The organism is Alphaproteobacteria bacterium (assembly GCA_020638555.1).
Taxonomy (GTDB): Bacteria; Pseudomonadota; Alphaproteobacteria; order Bin95; family Bin95; genus JACKII01.
Genome location: JACKII010000001.1, coordinates 887368 through 901961, shown reverse-complemented (window position 1 = coordinate 901961; position 14594 = coordinate 887368). Strand labels below are relative to the sequence as shown.

At 67.3% G+C, this 14594-nt stretch carries 8 protein-coding genes and 3 pseudogenes; 9 read left to right on the top strand and 2 right to left on the bottom strand.

The window, feature by feature from the left end:
• Positions 1–171: 171 nt before the first annotated feature.
• Positions 172–2019 (bottom strand): dihydroxy-acid dehydratase, encoded by a 1848-nt coding sequence (locus H6844_04210; protein MCB9928606.1) that lies wholly within the window; start codon positions 2017–2019, stop codon positions 172–174.
• Between the two features lie 245 nt (positions 2020–2264).
• On the opposite strand from H6844_04210, the gene H6844_04205 reads away from it, so the two are divergent.
• From H6844_04205 to H6844_04165, 9 genes and pseudogenes are all read left to right on the top strand, one after another.
• Positions 2265–2762: a MarR family transcriptional regulator gene (locus H6844_04205; GenBank protein MCB9928605.1), complete on the top strand. Its 498-nt coding sequence runs from the start codon at positions 2265–2267 to the stop codon at positions 2760–2762.
• Positions 2750–3982 carry an HlyD family secretion protein gene (locus H6844_04200; protein ID MCB9928604.1) on the top strand — a complete coding sequence of 411 codons (1233 nt, stop codon included), beginning with the start codon at positions 2750–2752 and terminating at the stop codon, positions 3980–3982. The genes H6844_04205 and H6844_04200 overlap by 13 nt, the downstream gene beginning before the upstream one ends.
• Positions 3979–5499 carry a DHA2 family efflux MFS transporter permease subunit gene (locus H6844_04195; GenBank protein ID MCB9928603.1) on the top strand — a complete coding sequence of 507 codons (1521 nt, stop codon included), beginning with the start codon at positions 3979–3981 and terminating at the stop codon, positions 5497–5499. The genes H6844_04200 and H6844_04195 overlap by 4 nt, the downstream gene beginning before the upstream one ends.
• Before the next feature lie 173 nt (positions 5500–5672).
• Positions 5673–7095 (top strand): annotated as a pseudogene (locus H6844_04190) (NAD-dependent succinate-semialdehyde dehydrogenase).
• A gap of 226 nt (positions 7096–7321) precedes the next feature.
• Positions 7322–8521 carry a mandelate racemase/muconate lactonizing enzyme family protein gene (locus H6844_04185; GenBank protein ID MCB9928602.1) on the top strand — a complete coding sequence of 400 codons (1200 nt, stop codon included), beginning with the start codon at positions 7322–7324 and terminating at the stop codon, positions 8519–8521.
• A gap of 393 nt (positions 8522–8914) precedes the next feature.
• Positions 8915–10465, top strand: a pseudogene (locus tag H6844_04180) (alkaline phosphatase D family protein).
• 353 nt (positions 10466–10818) lie between these two features.
• Complete coding sequence (locus H6844_04175; GenBank protein MCB9928601.1) at positions 10819–11208, top strand: LLM class flavin-dependent oxidoreductase; 390 nt, start codon at positions 10819–10821, stop codon at positions 11206–11208.
• A gap of 34 nt (positions 11209–11242) precedes the next feature.
• Positions 11243–11875: an LLM class flavin-dependent oxidoreductase gene (locus H6844_04170; protein ID MCB9928600.1), complete on the top strand. Its 633-nt coding sequence runs from the start codon at positions 11243–11245 to the stop codon at positions 11873–11875.
• A 41-nt stretch (positions 11876–11916) separates the two neighbouring features.
• Positions 11917–12808 (top strand): annotated as a pseudogene (locus tag H6844_04165) (SMP-30/gluconolactonase/LRE family protein).
• 230 nt (positions 12809–13038) lie between these two features.
• Here H6844_04165 and H6844_04160 read toward each other — a convergent pair.
• Entirely contained in the window at positions 13039–14490 is a 1452-nt protein-coding gene (locus H6844_04160; GenBank protein ID MCB9928599.1) for a DUF839 domain-containing protein, read from the bottom strand.
• Between the last annotated feature and the right edge of the window lie 104 nt (positions 14491–14594).

Genomic DNA, 14594 nt, shown 5'->3' with positions numbered 1-14594 from the left:
CCCGGTCGCCTCAATGCTTTCCCGGCCGAGCCGGAGGCGAGAGCCGGGATCTCACGCGGGAGGCAGGCCCGGCCCGAGGTCCCGGATCGGCTGCGCCCGTCCGGGAAAGCTCCGAGGTCCCGGATCGGCTGCGCCGTCCGGGAAAGCTCGGAAATGGCCGTGCCGCCAGCCTCAGTGATACTTGTTCTTCGGCTCGAAGCCGGAGACCTCCGGCTTGCGCTCGTTGCGCACCCAGACCTCGCGGTTCGGGTGCATGCCGCCGCCGCGGGTCGCGGGCACGCCCATATTGCGCATGCGGTGCAACAGCCGCGTGTCGGCGACGCCGCATTTCGGGTGCAGGCCGCCATTGGCGTCCACCGCCTTCTGCCACGCGGCCATGCGCGTGGCGAACACAGCCTGGTCCTGCAACGCGGTGCAGTTCAGCTCGTTGCTGTTCAGGTCGGCGACGACCTCGTCCCCGTCCTCGATCAGGGCGATGGGGCCGCCCAGCGCCGCCTCCGGCCCGACATGGCCGATCACCAGCCCGACCGAGCCGCCGGAGAAGCGGGCGTCCGTCATCAGGCCGACGACAATGCCCTTCTCGCGGCAGAGCGTGGTGATGCGCGAGGTGCTGTCCAGCATTTCCGGCATACCGGGCGCGCCGGCCGGGCCCTCGTAGCGGACGATGACCATGTCGTGGTTCTGGAACACGTCCGGCGTCTTGTCCAACGCCTCCAGCAGATCCGCCTCGCCCTCGAACACCCGGGCCGAGCCCTTGAACACGTTGTCCTCCAGGCCGCCCTCGACGCCGGCCAGCTTCAGGATGGCGCTGTAGTCGGGCGAGAGATTGCCGCCCAGGAGGCGCAGGCCGCCGGTCGGCTTGTACGGCTTGGCGCAGGAGTGGATCACGTCGCCGTCCGGCTTCGGCGTGCCGAGGCGCGCGACCTGCTCCGCCAGGGTCTCGCCGGTGCAGGTGGGCACGTCGCCGTTCAGAAGGCCCGCGTCCATCAACTCCTTGACGATCACCTGCACGCCGCCGACCCGGTCGATATCCACCATGGAATAGCGGCCATAGGGGCGGGCGTCGGTCAGCACCGGCACCACGTTCTGGGAGAGGTGGTTGAACTCCTCCGGCGTCATCACATCGCGCCAGAAATGGGCAAAGCCCGCGGCGCGCGCGATCTCCGGCGCGTGCAGCACCACATTGGTCGACCCGCCGACGGCCATGGCGACGATGACCGCGTTGCGCAGGCTGTCGCGGCCGACAATGTCGCGCGGGCGCACGCCCTGCTCGATCATCCGCTGCAAATGGCCCACCAGTTCCGCCGCGAACTCGCCGGTGCGGCGCGGATCGTCGGAGGGCGGCGCCACCATGTGCAGCGGCTGCAGGCCGACCACGCCGATAAAGGTCTGCATGGTGTTGTAGGTGAACATGCCGCCGCACGAGCCGTAGCCCGGGCAGGCATGGCAGGCGATGCGGAACTTGTAGTCCTCGTCATGGCTGCCGGCCACCTGGTAGGAGGCGACGATGTCCAGCGGCTCGTTCGAGTCCGGATCGTGGCCCGGATGGATCGAGCCGTCGGACATGATGATCGCCGGCTGGTTGTGCTCCAGCAGCGCCGCGAGCGTGCCGACCGGCGGCTTGTCGCAGGCGACGACGGCGATGCAGCCGGCCAGGCCCGAGCCCGACAGGTGCTCGGACGCGCTGTCCTGGGTGATCTCGCGCCCGATCAGCGAATAGCGCATCTCGCGCGTGCCGTTGCGGATGCCGTCGGAAATGCCGACCGTGTATTCCGGCTGCACCAGGCGCAGCGGCATCTGGCCGGCACCGGTGCCGATCTTGCCCCGCAGCGCCTCGTGGATCGCCTCCACCTTGCGCTGCACGCCGATATAGCACTGGCTGTCGCCCTTGTTGCCGATCACGCCGACCGAGGGCTCGTGGATCAGATCGATCGGCGTGTCGAGTTCGCGCGCGATGCCGATGGTCTGCGAGGAGCGGCCGGGATGGCGGTCGATGATGACGGGCTTGGACGAGGACACGGGAGTTGGCTCCTGGCGAGAAAAACAAGGCGATAAGCCGTGACCCCTCTTATGGCGCGGAAGGGGGCGAAGGGGCAAGGGGGTGAGGCAAGGCGCCCGCGGCACGGACGCGGACGGCGCGCCGCAGCGAATTTTCTGGATTTAGATTGCAATGCGTATTATATGTCTACCTATCGAATGGCATTCCCGAACCATCGGCCAGGCCGTTCCCGATTGACCGAACCCGAACCATAACCGGCCCCCGTATGAAGACCGATCCGGAAACGAGCCTGGGCTTCCTGGTGAGCGATGTCGCGCGCCTGCTGCGCAAGAATTTCCTGCGCCGCGCGCAGGAAATCGGCCTGTCGCAGGCGCAATGGCAGGCGCTCGCCTATCTCTCGATCCAGCCGGGCATCAACCAGGTGACGTTGGCGGACAAGCTGGAAATCCAACCCATCAGCCTGGTCCGGACCATCGACCGGCTGCAGGAGCAAGGGCTGGTCGCCCGCGAGCCGGACCCGAATGACCGGCGGGCGGTGCAACTGGTGCTGACGGACAAGGCCCAGCCGCTTCTGGACCATATGTGGGACCTTGCCGCGGATACGCGGGCGGATGCCATGGGCGACGTGCCGCAAGCCGAATACGAAGCGCTGATCACGGCGCTCGCCCAAATCAAACAGAACCTGATTAGCGCTGAGGGACGCCTGGTGGCAGAGCCAATGCAGGATGTCTCAGCAAGACGAAGGCGATCATGTCGGAAATAACCCACTCGAACGAAACGCAGGCCAACGAAACACCGGCCAACGAAACACCGGCGGCGGTGCCGGCCCCGGCCGGCCGCAACCGCGTCGACACCGGTGCCGGCGGCAGACCGAAGCGCCGCTCGCGCATGCGGCGGTGGCGGCGGCCGCTGTTGCTTCTGGGCCCGGTGCTCGTCATCCTGGTCGGCGGCTATTTCTACATCACCGGCGGCCGCTATGTGAGCACGGAAAACGCCTATGTCCAGGCGGACAAGGTGATGATTTCCGCCCAGGTCTCCGGCCTGATCACCGACGTTGCGGTGCGCGAAAACCAGCCGGTAAAGGCCGGTGACGTACTGTTCCGCATCGACGGCGAACCCTATCGGATCGCGCTGGAAGAGGCGGACGCGCAACTGACCAATGTGCGCGACGACATCGTGCGCCTGAAGGCCGCCTATCGCGAGGCGGTCGAGCAAAAGGCGATTGCGGAAACCGATATCGACTACACCCGCAAACAGCTGGACCGCCAGGCGATGCTGCTGAAGCGCAGGAATGTTTCGCAGACCTCGTTCGACCAGGCCGAGCACGATTACGAGCTGGCGATGCGGCATCTGAGCGTCACCAAACAGCAGATCCAGCAGATCGAGGCGCAGCTTGGCGGCGACCCGAACCTGCCGGTCGAGCAGCATCCGCGCTACCGCGAGGCCAAGGCGAACCGCGACCGCGCCACGCTCGACCTGCAACGGACGGCGGTGCGGGCACCGTTTGCCGGCATCGCCAGCAACACGCCGCAGATCGGCCAGCACGTGATCGGCGACGGGCCGACGAGCACCCCGGTCATGAGCCTGGTGGCGCAGGCCGGCGTCTGGATCGAGGCGAACTTCAAGGAAACCGACCTGACCCATGTGAAGCCGGGCCAGAAGGTCGACATCACGGTGGACACCTATCCGGGCCATGACTGGAAGGGCACGGTCCAGAGCATCAGCCAGGCGACCGGCGCCGAATTCTCGATCATCCCGCCGCAGAACGCGACCGGCAACTGGGTCAAGGTGGTGCAGCGCATCCCGGTGCGCATCGCCGTCGACGACGCCGCGGCCGACCTGCCCCTGCGCGCCGGCATGAGCACCAGCGTGGAGATCGACACCGGCTATAAAAGGCCCGTTCCCGCCATGGTGAAGTCGGCGCTGTCCCTCTTCACGGAGAGTTCGGCCGCCCTGGCGGCCGAAGTCGACCATCCGCGATGACCACAGTCCCAACGGCCGGGGACAGCACACCGCTCGGCCGCGGCCTGATCACCGGGTCGATCATGCTGGCGACGATCATGCAGGCGTTGGACACGACCATCGCCAATGTCGCCCTGCCGCACATGCAGGGCAGCATGTCGGCGACGCAGGATCAGATCTCGTGGGTGCTGACCTCCTATATCGTCGCCGCGGCGATCATGACGCCGGCCACCGGCGTGCTGGCGGCGAAGCTGGGCCGCAAGCGGCTGTTTGCCGGCATGGTCACGGGCTTCACCCTCGCCTCCATGCTGTGCGGCGCCGCCCAGTCGCTGGAGGAGATCGTGCTGTTCCGCCTGTTGCAGGGCGTGTTCGGTGCGGGCCTGGTGCCGCTGTCGCAGTCGGTGCTGCTCGACACCTACCCGCCGGAAAAGCACGGCTCCGCCATGGCGATGTGGGGCGTGGGCGTCATGGTCGGCCCGATCCTGGGGCCGACGCTCGGCGGCTACCTGACCGAGTATTATAACTGGCGCTATGTCTTTTACATCAACCTGCCCTTCGGCATTCTGGCGCTGCTCGGCATTCTGACCTTCGTGCCGGAGACGGTGCGCGACCGCAGCCGCAGCTTCGACGTGTTCGGCTTCGCCCTGCTCAGCCTCGCCATCGGCGCGCTGCAAATGATGCTGGACCGCGGCCAGTCGCAGGACTGGTTCTCCTCGACCGAGATCGTGATCGAGGCGATCATGGTCGCGCTGTTCTCCTACCTGTTCCTGGTGCACATGTTCACGGCCAAGCAGCCGTTTCTGGAGCCGGGCCTGTTCCGCGACCGCAATCTGAGCATCGGCCTGGTGCTGATCTTCCTGATCGGCGTGATCCTGCTCGCCACCATGGCGCTGCTGCCGCCCTTCCTGCAGGTGCTGATGGGCTTTCCGGTCGTCACCACCGGCTATGTGCTGGCGCCGCGCGGCGTCGGCACGATGATCGCCATACTGATCGTCGGCCGGTTGATCGGCCGGGTCGACCCGCGCCTGCTGCTGCTGACCGGCATCGGCCTGACCGCCTTTTCGCTCTGGGAGATGACCGCCTTCACCATCGAGGTGCCGATTTCCGCCATCGTCCGGACCGGCATCATGCAGGGGCTGGGGCTGGGCTTCATCTTCGTGCCGCTCAGCACCGTCACCTTCTCGACGCTGGCGCCGCACTACCGCAACGAGGGCACGGCCATGTTCAGCCTGATGCGGAATATCGGCAGCAGCATCGGCATTTCGGTGGTGATGACACTGCTGGCCCAGAACACCCAGGCGAACCATGCGAGCCTGGCCGACCTCATGACGCCGTTCCGCCAGGTGCTGCAAGCGCCCTGGCTGCCGCAGGCCTGGAACTGGCAGACGGAGACGGGCGTGGCGGCCCTGAACGCGGAGGTCACCCGCCAGGCGGCCGCAATCGCCTATCTGGGCGACTTCCATTTCATGATGTGGGTGACGCTCGCCGCCGCCCCGCTGCTGCTGCTGATGCGCAAAAGCAAGCCAAAAGGGGCATAGGCCAAAAAGGGCATAGGCCAAAAAGGGCATAGGCCAAAAAAGGGCATAGGAAGGCGGCAGTACGGGTGCATCGCCGCGGCGGCGCACCCTTCCCCCCTTCCCCCAAACCCGCTATTGCTCCGCCTCAGGCATTCTGCACCCTGACACCCTCCCCCTTCCGGAGCCTTCCCCTCATGTATATCGACGGCGTCTGGGCCACTTCCGGCCCCACCTTCCCGGTCACCAATCCCGCCACCGGTGAGGAAATCGGCCAGGTGGCCGACGGCGGCGCGGCCGAGGCCAAGGCCGCCATCGAGGCCGCGCACAAGGCCTTTCCCGCCTGGGCCGGCAAGACCGCGTTCGAGCGCTCGGCCATTCTCTACAAGGCCCACCAGATCATGCTGGAGCGGCGCAAGGACCTGGCCCGCCTCATGACCGTCGAGCAGGGCAAGCCGCTGCGCATGTCCAACAACGAGGTGGGCTATGCTGCCGACTTCCTGCTGTTCTATGCGGAGGAAGCGAAGCGGGTTTATGGCGACGTGCTGCCGTCCGGTCGCGCCGACCAGCGGTTCCTGGTGCTGCGCCAGCCGGTGGGCGTGGTCGCCGCGGTGACGCCCTGGAACTACCCCATCTCGATGCTGACCCGGAAAATGGCGCCAGCGCTGGCGGCGGGCTGCACCATCGTGCTGAAGCCGGCCGAGGCGACGCCGCTCTGCGCCATCGAGACCTACAAGTGCTTCATCGACGCCGGCGTGCCCGAAGGCGTCATCAACCTGGTGACCGCCCGCGACCCGAAGCCGATCGGCGAGGAATTCTGCACCAACCCGCTGGTGCGCAAGATCACCTTCACCGGCTCCACCGCCGTTGGCAAGATGCTGGTCGGCAAGGCGGCCGCGAACATGAAGCGCGTCTCGGCCGAGTTGGGCGGCCATGCGCCCTTCATCGTCTTCAAGGATGCCGACCCGGTCCACGCCGCCAAGGGCGCCGCGGCGGTGAAGTTCCTGAACACCGGACAGGCCTGCATCTCGCCGAACCGCATGTTCGTGCACGAAAGCCAGGTCGAGCCCTTCCTGGAGGAGTTCACGAGCCGGGTGAACCGGCTGCGCGCCGGCAACGGCCTGGAGGACGGCATCGGCGTCGGCCCGCTGATCAACGAGGCCGCCATCGAGAAAATCGACCGCCAGGTCAAGGACGCGGTCGCCAAGGGCGCGCGCGTCCTGGCCGGCGGCCATCGGCTGATGGACAACGGCCTGGACCGCGGCAGCTTCTACGCCCCCACCCTGCTGGCGGACGTGCGCCCGGACATGCTGATCTACCGCGAGGAAACCTTCGGCCCGGTCGCGCCCGTGATCGCCTATGGCGACGATGACGACGTGCTGGCCATGGCGAACGACACCCATTACGGGCTCGCCGCCTATGTCTACACCAACAGCATCGCCACCGGCATGCGCGCCTTCGAAGGGCTGAATTTCGGCATTATCGGCATCAACGACATCAATCCGACCTCGGCCAGCGCACCCTTCGGCGGCACCAAGGACTCGGGCCTGGGCCGCGAGGGCGCGCGCGAGAGGCATTGCCGAATACCTGGAGACCAAGACCGGCGGCTTCGCCGTCTGACCGGCAGATCGCCCGGCACCCGGGCGGCCCCAACGGGCGCCCCGGACCCCGCACGCTTGCGACGGACGCTTCTGACGGGCGCCTCTGACAGGCGCGATCCTGATGGGTGCGGGCGTCCGCCTGCGATAGCGCACCGCACATCAACCGCCATTCCCTCTGGGCGGGCTGGGTTGGTTTCGTTAGTCTCGGTTCCGACACGTTCAACGGTAGACGGGCGGACCATCCCATGCGCATCACTGGCTGCGAAATCCTGCACTGCAACGCGGGCTGGCGGGATTTCTCCTTCCTGAAGCTGACCACGGACGAGGGCATTACCGGCATCGCCGAGTACAACGAGTGCTATGGCTCGCCCGGCCTTTCGGTCGTCATCCGCCGGCTGGTGCAGCGCGTGGTCGGCATGGATGCCATGGCGCACGAACGCGTGCACCAGATGCTCTACGCCATGACCCGCCAGGCGCCGGGCGGCGTCAACCAGCAGGCCATCGCGGCGATCGAGAACGCGCTGCTCGACATCAAGGGCCAGGCCCTGAACGCGCCGGTCTACGACCTGCTGGGCGGGGCCATGCGCACGGAAATCCCGGTCTATTGGAGCCATTGCGGCACCCATCTGCTCAACCCGGAGATGGCGGACCAGATCGGCCAGCCGGCGATCCGCAAGGTCGACGACCTGGTGGCGCTCGGCCGCCGGGTGCGCGATGCCGGCTTCCGCGGCCTGAAGACCAACATTTTCCTGTTCGATCCGGAGGCGGAAACGGCGGGCCTGCACATGCCGGGCTTCGGCCGCTCGCCCGGCTGGCCGGCGCTGCCCGCGACCCCGGCGCTGGTGGACGGTCTGCGCGAGCAGATCGCGGCGCTGGGCGAGGGCGCCGGCCCGGAAATGGGCATTCGCCTCGACCTGAACTTCAACTTCAAGCCCGAAGGCTACCGCCAGATCGCCCAGGGCCTGGACGATCTGGGCCTGACCTGGATCGAGATCGACCTCTACGACCCGAAGGCGCTGGCCGCCATCCGCGAGCGGGTCGCCACCCCCATCGCGTCCTGCGAATCCCTGTTCGGCCTGCGCGAATTCCGGCCCTTTTTCGAGCAGGCCAGCATGGACGTCGCCATCGTCGACCTGCCCTGGAACGGCACCTGGCTCGGCGCCAAGATCGCGGCGATGGCGGAGGCCTATGAGATCAACTGCGCGCCGCACAATTTCTACGGCAACCTCTCCAGCCTGATGAGCGCGCATTTCTGTGCAGCCATCCCGAATTTCCGGGTGATGGAGATCGATATCGACGACATTCCCTGGAAGGACGACATCCTCACCTGGAAGCCGGACATCCGCAACGGGGCGGTGCAATTGCCGCCGGGCCCCGGCTGGGGCGCCAAGCTGAACGAGGACGTGATCCGCGCCCACCCGCCGAAATTCGTGCCGGCGGATTGATATCCGGACCCTCCATCGTCCCGATTAGAGCAAAGTTCTTTTCCCACTGGCTCACCACCCAATCTTCCCCGTCCTCGCGAATGCGGGGACCCATGCCTGAGAGACCAAGACAGAGTCCGTGTCCTGTGAGACGCTCTCAGGCATGGGCTCCCGCTTGCGCGGGAGATGGGCGGGACAGTGGGTCAACCAGTGCCGAGCGCTCTGGCTCACCCGCCTGCGCGGGGAAATGGGGAGGAACCGAAAGTCGGGTGCGAATGCCTCCCGGACAAAGACACACGGACGAGAGCGCCTGCGCGGGGCCGTCACCGAACCTTCAAATGTCTGCAACGGCAGCGTAGCGATGGCGCCATAAGGGAGGCGGGTCTCTGACCGTTTCCGACACGGAGCCCGCCCATGTCCCGCATCCTCACCACCCGCCGCCGCCTGTTGCAGACCGCCGGCGCGGGCCTGACGCTCGCCGCCGCCGGCGCCTGGCCCGTCCGGCGCTGGCTGTCGGCGGCCGCCCGGTCATCACCCACGGTATCCAATCGGGCGACATCACCGCCAACAGCGCCGTGGTCTGGAGCCGCGCCGACCGCGCCGCCCGCATGATGGTCGAAGTCGCCGCCACCGAAGACTTCCACAACGCCCGCCTGATCCGCGGCCCGCACGCACTCGCCAACAGCGACTACACCGCGAAAATGGTCGTGACCGGCCTGGAGCCGGGCCAGGACGTGTTCTACCGCGTCCGCTTTGCCGGCCTCGACAGCGACAAGGCCACGTCCGAGCCGATGGTGGGCCGCATCCGCACGGCCCCCATGGCCAAGCGCGACATCACCTTCGTCTGGTCCGGCGACACCTGCGGCCAGGGCTGGGGCATCAACACCGAATGGGGCGGCATGCGCGGCTACAAGGCCATGCTGGACCAGAATCCGGACTTCTTCCTGAACAACGGCGACTGCATCTTACGCCGACGGCCCGATCAAGCCCGAAGTCACGTTGAAGGACGGCAGCATCTGGAAGAACGTCACCACGGAAGAAAAGTCCAAGGTGGCCGAAACCCTGGCCGAGTTCCGCGGCAACTACAAATACAACCTGATGGACACGAATGTCCGCGCGCTGCTGGCCCAAGTGCCGGTGATCGCCCAGTGGGACGACCACGAGACCCTGAACAACTGGTATCCGAACGAGATCCTGGCCGACGACCGCTACACCGAGAAAAGCGTCGCCCTGCTCTCCGCCCGCGCCAACCAGGCCTTCCACGAATTCATGCCGACCAACCCGTCCCTGGTCGAGCCGGGCCGCGTCTACCGCAAGATTTCCTATGGCCCGCTGCTGGACGTGTTCGTGCTCGACATGCGCAGCTATCGCGGCGACAACTCGCCGAACCGGCAGCCGACGCGCAGCAGCGCCACCGACTTCCTCGGCCGCGAGCAATTGCAGTGGCTGAAGCGCGAACTGGCGACCAGCAAGGCCACCTGGAAGGTCATGGCCGCCGACATGCCGATCGGCATCCTGGTGCGCGACGGCAAGACCGCTTTCGAGAACGGCTCCAACGGCGACGGCCCGGTGCTGGGGCGTGAGTTCGACATTGCCGAACTGCTGTCCTTCCTGAAGGCGGCGAACATCCGCAACACCGTCTGGCTGACCACGGACGTGCACTACACCGCCGCCCATTACTACAACCCGAACAAGGCGCAGTTTCAGGACTTCCTGCCATTCTGGGAGTTCGTCTCCGGCCCGATCCATGCCGGCTCGTTCGGTCCGGGTGCGATGGACAACACCTTCGGGCCGGAGGTGAAATTCTCGAAAGACCCGGGCGGCGTCGCCAACCTGCCGCCGTCCGAGGGCCTGCAATTCTACGGCAGGATCGACATTGCCGCCGACAGCGGCGTGATGACCGTCGATCTGCGCGACATCGCCAACACCTCGCTGTTCAAGGTCGACCTGTCGCCCGAGACATAGGCCGAAGCCCGGCCGTTTCGGTCCCGCCCTCCGCTTCACCCCGAGCAGCCGCGGACACTGTCCGGGGCGTATCGAGGGGCGTCAGGCACACCGTCCCTCGATACGCGGGCCTTGCCCGCTACTCGGGATGAAGCGCCGGTGGGCGGTCGACTCCCCACTCCCCACCCCCCGCTTCACCCCGAGTGGCCGCGGACACCGTCCGGGGCGTATCGAGGGGCGTCCGGTACCGGTCCCTTCCCCGGCGCCGGCTCTTTCAAGGGGCCGGCGCTTTGCCGTTGCGTATCGACGCTGTCCGCCGAACGTCCTATCCTGCGGCCCGACACGCGCACCCGCGGACAAGGGATACCCTCATTATGGCAATCGGCATCGGCCTCGGCATGGCGGAGTTTCCGTTTTCGTCCGCCAAGGCGTTCTGGCGCTGGGTCGACCAGTGCGAGACCGGCGGCATCGACTCGCTCTGGCAGACCGATCGGCTGGTCTCGAAAGTGCCGTTCCTGGAGGCGATGAGCACCATGGCGGCGCTGGCCGGCGCCACCCAGCGGCTGAAATTCGGCATGAACGTCGCCAGCGCCGGCCTGCGCGACCCGCTGCTGCTGGCCAAGCAGTGCGCGACGGTGGATTTCCTCTCGGCGGTCGCATCCTGCCCGCCTTCGGCGTCGGCTCGCCGCTGGCGCCGGACTGGAGCGCCACCGGCCGCTCGTCCCAGGGCTCCGGCAAGATCGCCGACGAGGCGCTGGACCTGATCGCGGCCCTCTGGCGCGAGGAAAAAGGTCAGCTATGACGGCCAGTATTTCCAGTACAAAGGAGGCCACGATCAGCCCCAGGCCGGTGAACAAGAATATTCCGCTCTGGATCGGCGGTTCCTCCAAGGCGGCGATCCGCAGGACCGCGCGCATCGGCACCGGCTGGCAGGCGGGCGCGGAGACGCCGGCCCAGGTCGCCCCGGTGATCGCCGCGATCAAAGGCCGCGACGGCGGAGGCCGGCCGCTCCATCGACGACGACCATTACGGAACCGGCTTCTATTTCCGCTTCGGCGGCTGGGAGGACGGCCCGCTGCCCTTCCTGGTCAAGAACATCCAGAAGCGCACCGGCCGCGACCCCAAATACGCGTTCGCGGTGGGATCGGCCGACGACATCTGCGCCCGCATCGAGGAATATATCGCCGCCGGCGTCTCCAAATTCGTCCTGCGCCCGACCGGCGGCAGCGACCAGGAATTGCTCGACCAGACCCAGCGCCTGATCGAAGATGTCATTCCGGTGTTCGCCGGGCGGTAGGCCGTCTCATCCTCGTGGGCGTCATTGCGAGAAGCCGCAGGCGACGAAGCAATCCAGGCAATGCCCTTCCCGGTCCGGCACTGGCCTGGATTGCTTCGGCTCCGCCTCGCAATGACGCCCGAAGGGTGGGGTAGACTGGCTGCAGACAAAAGCACCAAACCGAGGAACCGCCCCCATGTCTCGCGAAACCGCCCGCCCCCACACCGTCCGCCGCATCGGCTCCACCCGCGACAGGCTCGGCGAAGGCCCGCTCTGGGATGTGGCCGAGCAGGCGCTCTACTGGCTCGACAGCCGCGGGCCGACCGTGCATCGGCTCGACCCCCGGACCGGCCGGCGCGAGGACTGGCAGGTGCCCTCCACCGTCGGCTCCATGGCGTTGCGCGAACAGGGCGGCGCGGTGCTGGCGATGGAGGATGGTTTCCACTTCCTCGACTTCGCCACCGGCAAGACCGAACACATCACCGATCCGGAGCCGGACAAGCCGGGCAACCGCCTGAACGACGGCAAGTGCGACAAGCAGGGCCGCTTCGCTTGCCGGCTCCATGGCCACCAGGATCAGCGGCGAGGCACAGGGCACGCTCTACCGCCTGAACCCCGACCTGTCGCTGGACACGCTGATGGGCGATATCATCGTCACCAACGGCCCGTCGTTCAGCCCGGACGGCAAGACCTTCTACTTCTCCGACAGCCGAAAGGCCCGCATCGCCGCCTACGATTATTCGGACGCCGGCGTCGCAAACGAGCGCATCGTGGTCGACACCAAGGCGGCCCACGACGCCTGGCCGGACGGCGGCACGGTCGATGCCAAGGGCTATATCTGGTCGGCGCTGGTGACCGCCGGCAAGGTGGCGCGCTTCGCGCCCGATGGCACGCTCGACCTGCTGGTCGCCATGCCCTGCTCGCGCCCGACCAGCGTCATGTTCGGCGGGCCGGACCTGGAGGACATCTACATCACCTCGATCAGCGAGAGCCACAACATGACCGCCGACGGCCCCGACGACGGCGGCCTGTTCGTGATCGAGGGCCTGGGCATCAAGGGCGTGCCCGAACCGCGCTTCCGGGGGTAAACGCAGCGGCGAGGGTGTTCGCGAGAGCGACCGGCTCCGGCTCTCACCTCCGGCGCGGCCGGGGAACACGCCGGGTTCTGGCGGCAACCCGGCTCATTCCCGCAATCTCTCAGAGCGCGTGTACCCCGGAGGGGGCGGAGCCGCCATGCGGGGCCGCTCGCCCCCCGCGAACACCGGCAGCGAGCACGAGCAAGGGTTCCCGCCACCGCGGCGGCCGGGGTCCGAGCTTGCTACGACCGCTTGCGGCGGGCCACGCCGACCAGGCCGAGCAGCACGCCACCCATCAGCAGCCCGGCGCCGGGAACCGGCACGGCGGAGATGCGCACCAGCGCGTCGTTGCCGCTCGACGGGTGCTGCACGTTCACATAGGCGACGTTTGGGTCAGCCAGGCTGAAGAACAGGCCGGTCGGCTCCGCGCCGGCGGTCTGCAGGCCGATCCAACGCGACAGGCCCTCACCGGCATCCAGCAGGTCGCCGTCGTGGTTCAGGTCGACCGCACGCCAGATGTCGGCCTTCGGCGCCGCCTGATCCTCGACGATGTAGAGATTGCCGTCGGCATCCACCGCCATGTTGTCCGGGCTGGCCAGATTCGTCCCGACCGGCAGGCCGGTCGCCAGGTCGATGGTGTTGCGGTCGGCGAAGACCGACATCATCCCGGTGGTCAGGTCCAGACCGAAAATCTGGTGCGTGCCGGTGGCGGTGAAGGCCAGGAACTCGTCGCCATTGCCGAGCGTGGCGATTTCCATGTCTTCCGGCCGGTTGAACTCGGTCGCCAGTGCCAGATTGGCGGCCGCGTCGCCGACCAGGTCGCCGGTGCCGGCATCCACCGCCGCCGCATAGGCCGGCAGCACCTGGCCCATTGCGTCGGTCAGCGCTTCCCACTGCACCGCGCCGGTGGCGCCGAAATTGTTGCCGCCGTCGACCTTGGCCACATAGACCGTGCCCGCACCGAAAAAGGCGTTGCCGTCCGGCGCGTTCGGGTCGGCCGCGGTGTATTTGTAGAGCGAGCCGCCGTTCAGCTCGTCGATGAAATACAGGTTGTTCAGCGAGTCGAAGGCGACGCCCTCGTGCGCAACCCGCGGGATGATGTTGCGGTGGACGAAATCGGCATCGCCCGGGCCGGTCGCATCCACCGGGTTGGTCAGCTCGAACATGCGGCCGTGCAGAACGCCGCCGGCCGTCCCGGTGTTCTCCTCGCCCGTGAGCCAGCCGCCCCAGGGCGTCCAGCGCGAGGCGTCGCCGCGAATGAAGGTGTCGGTCAGCGAGTTCACCAGCGTCACGGTGCGGGTGTTGTAGTTCGCGTCCCAGGTGTCGACCCGCTGCACGCCGGAGCCGTCGACGCCGGCTACGCCGCCGCCGTAATTGGGCTCGAACGGCATGAACAGATAGCGGTTGGCGTCCGGCCCGGTGCGGTTCGTGTCGATCATGTCCGCGGACCCGGAATTCTGCTGGCCCAGGCCGAGCTGGGTGTTGCGATCGGCGATCACCTGCTGATGAAAGACAATGGTCGGCGTGTTCGGCAGGACGAAGGGCGAGGTGAGTTCCTGCGCCTCCGGCACCACCACCGCCGGGGTGGTGAGCGGGGCGACGTCGTCGAACAGCGTCGTCCCGGCGGACAGGGCGGTGGTGCTGTAGAGCACGGCGCCCAGGGTCAGAGCGAATTTGGTTGGCATTGCACGCATCCCGTGTGGTCGAACGTCTGATTGGCGGAGCGGCCTCTCGCCGCCCGCGCCGCCAATCTGCCCACCGTTTGGGTCACGCCGGTTACCGGTTTGTGACAGCTTTG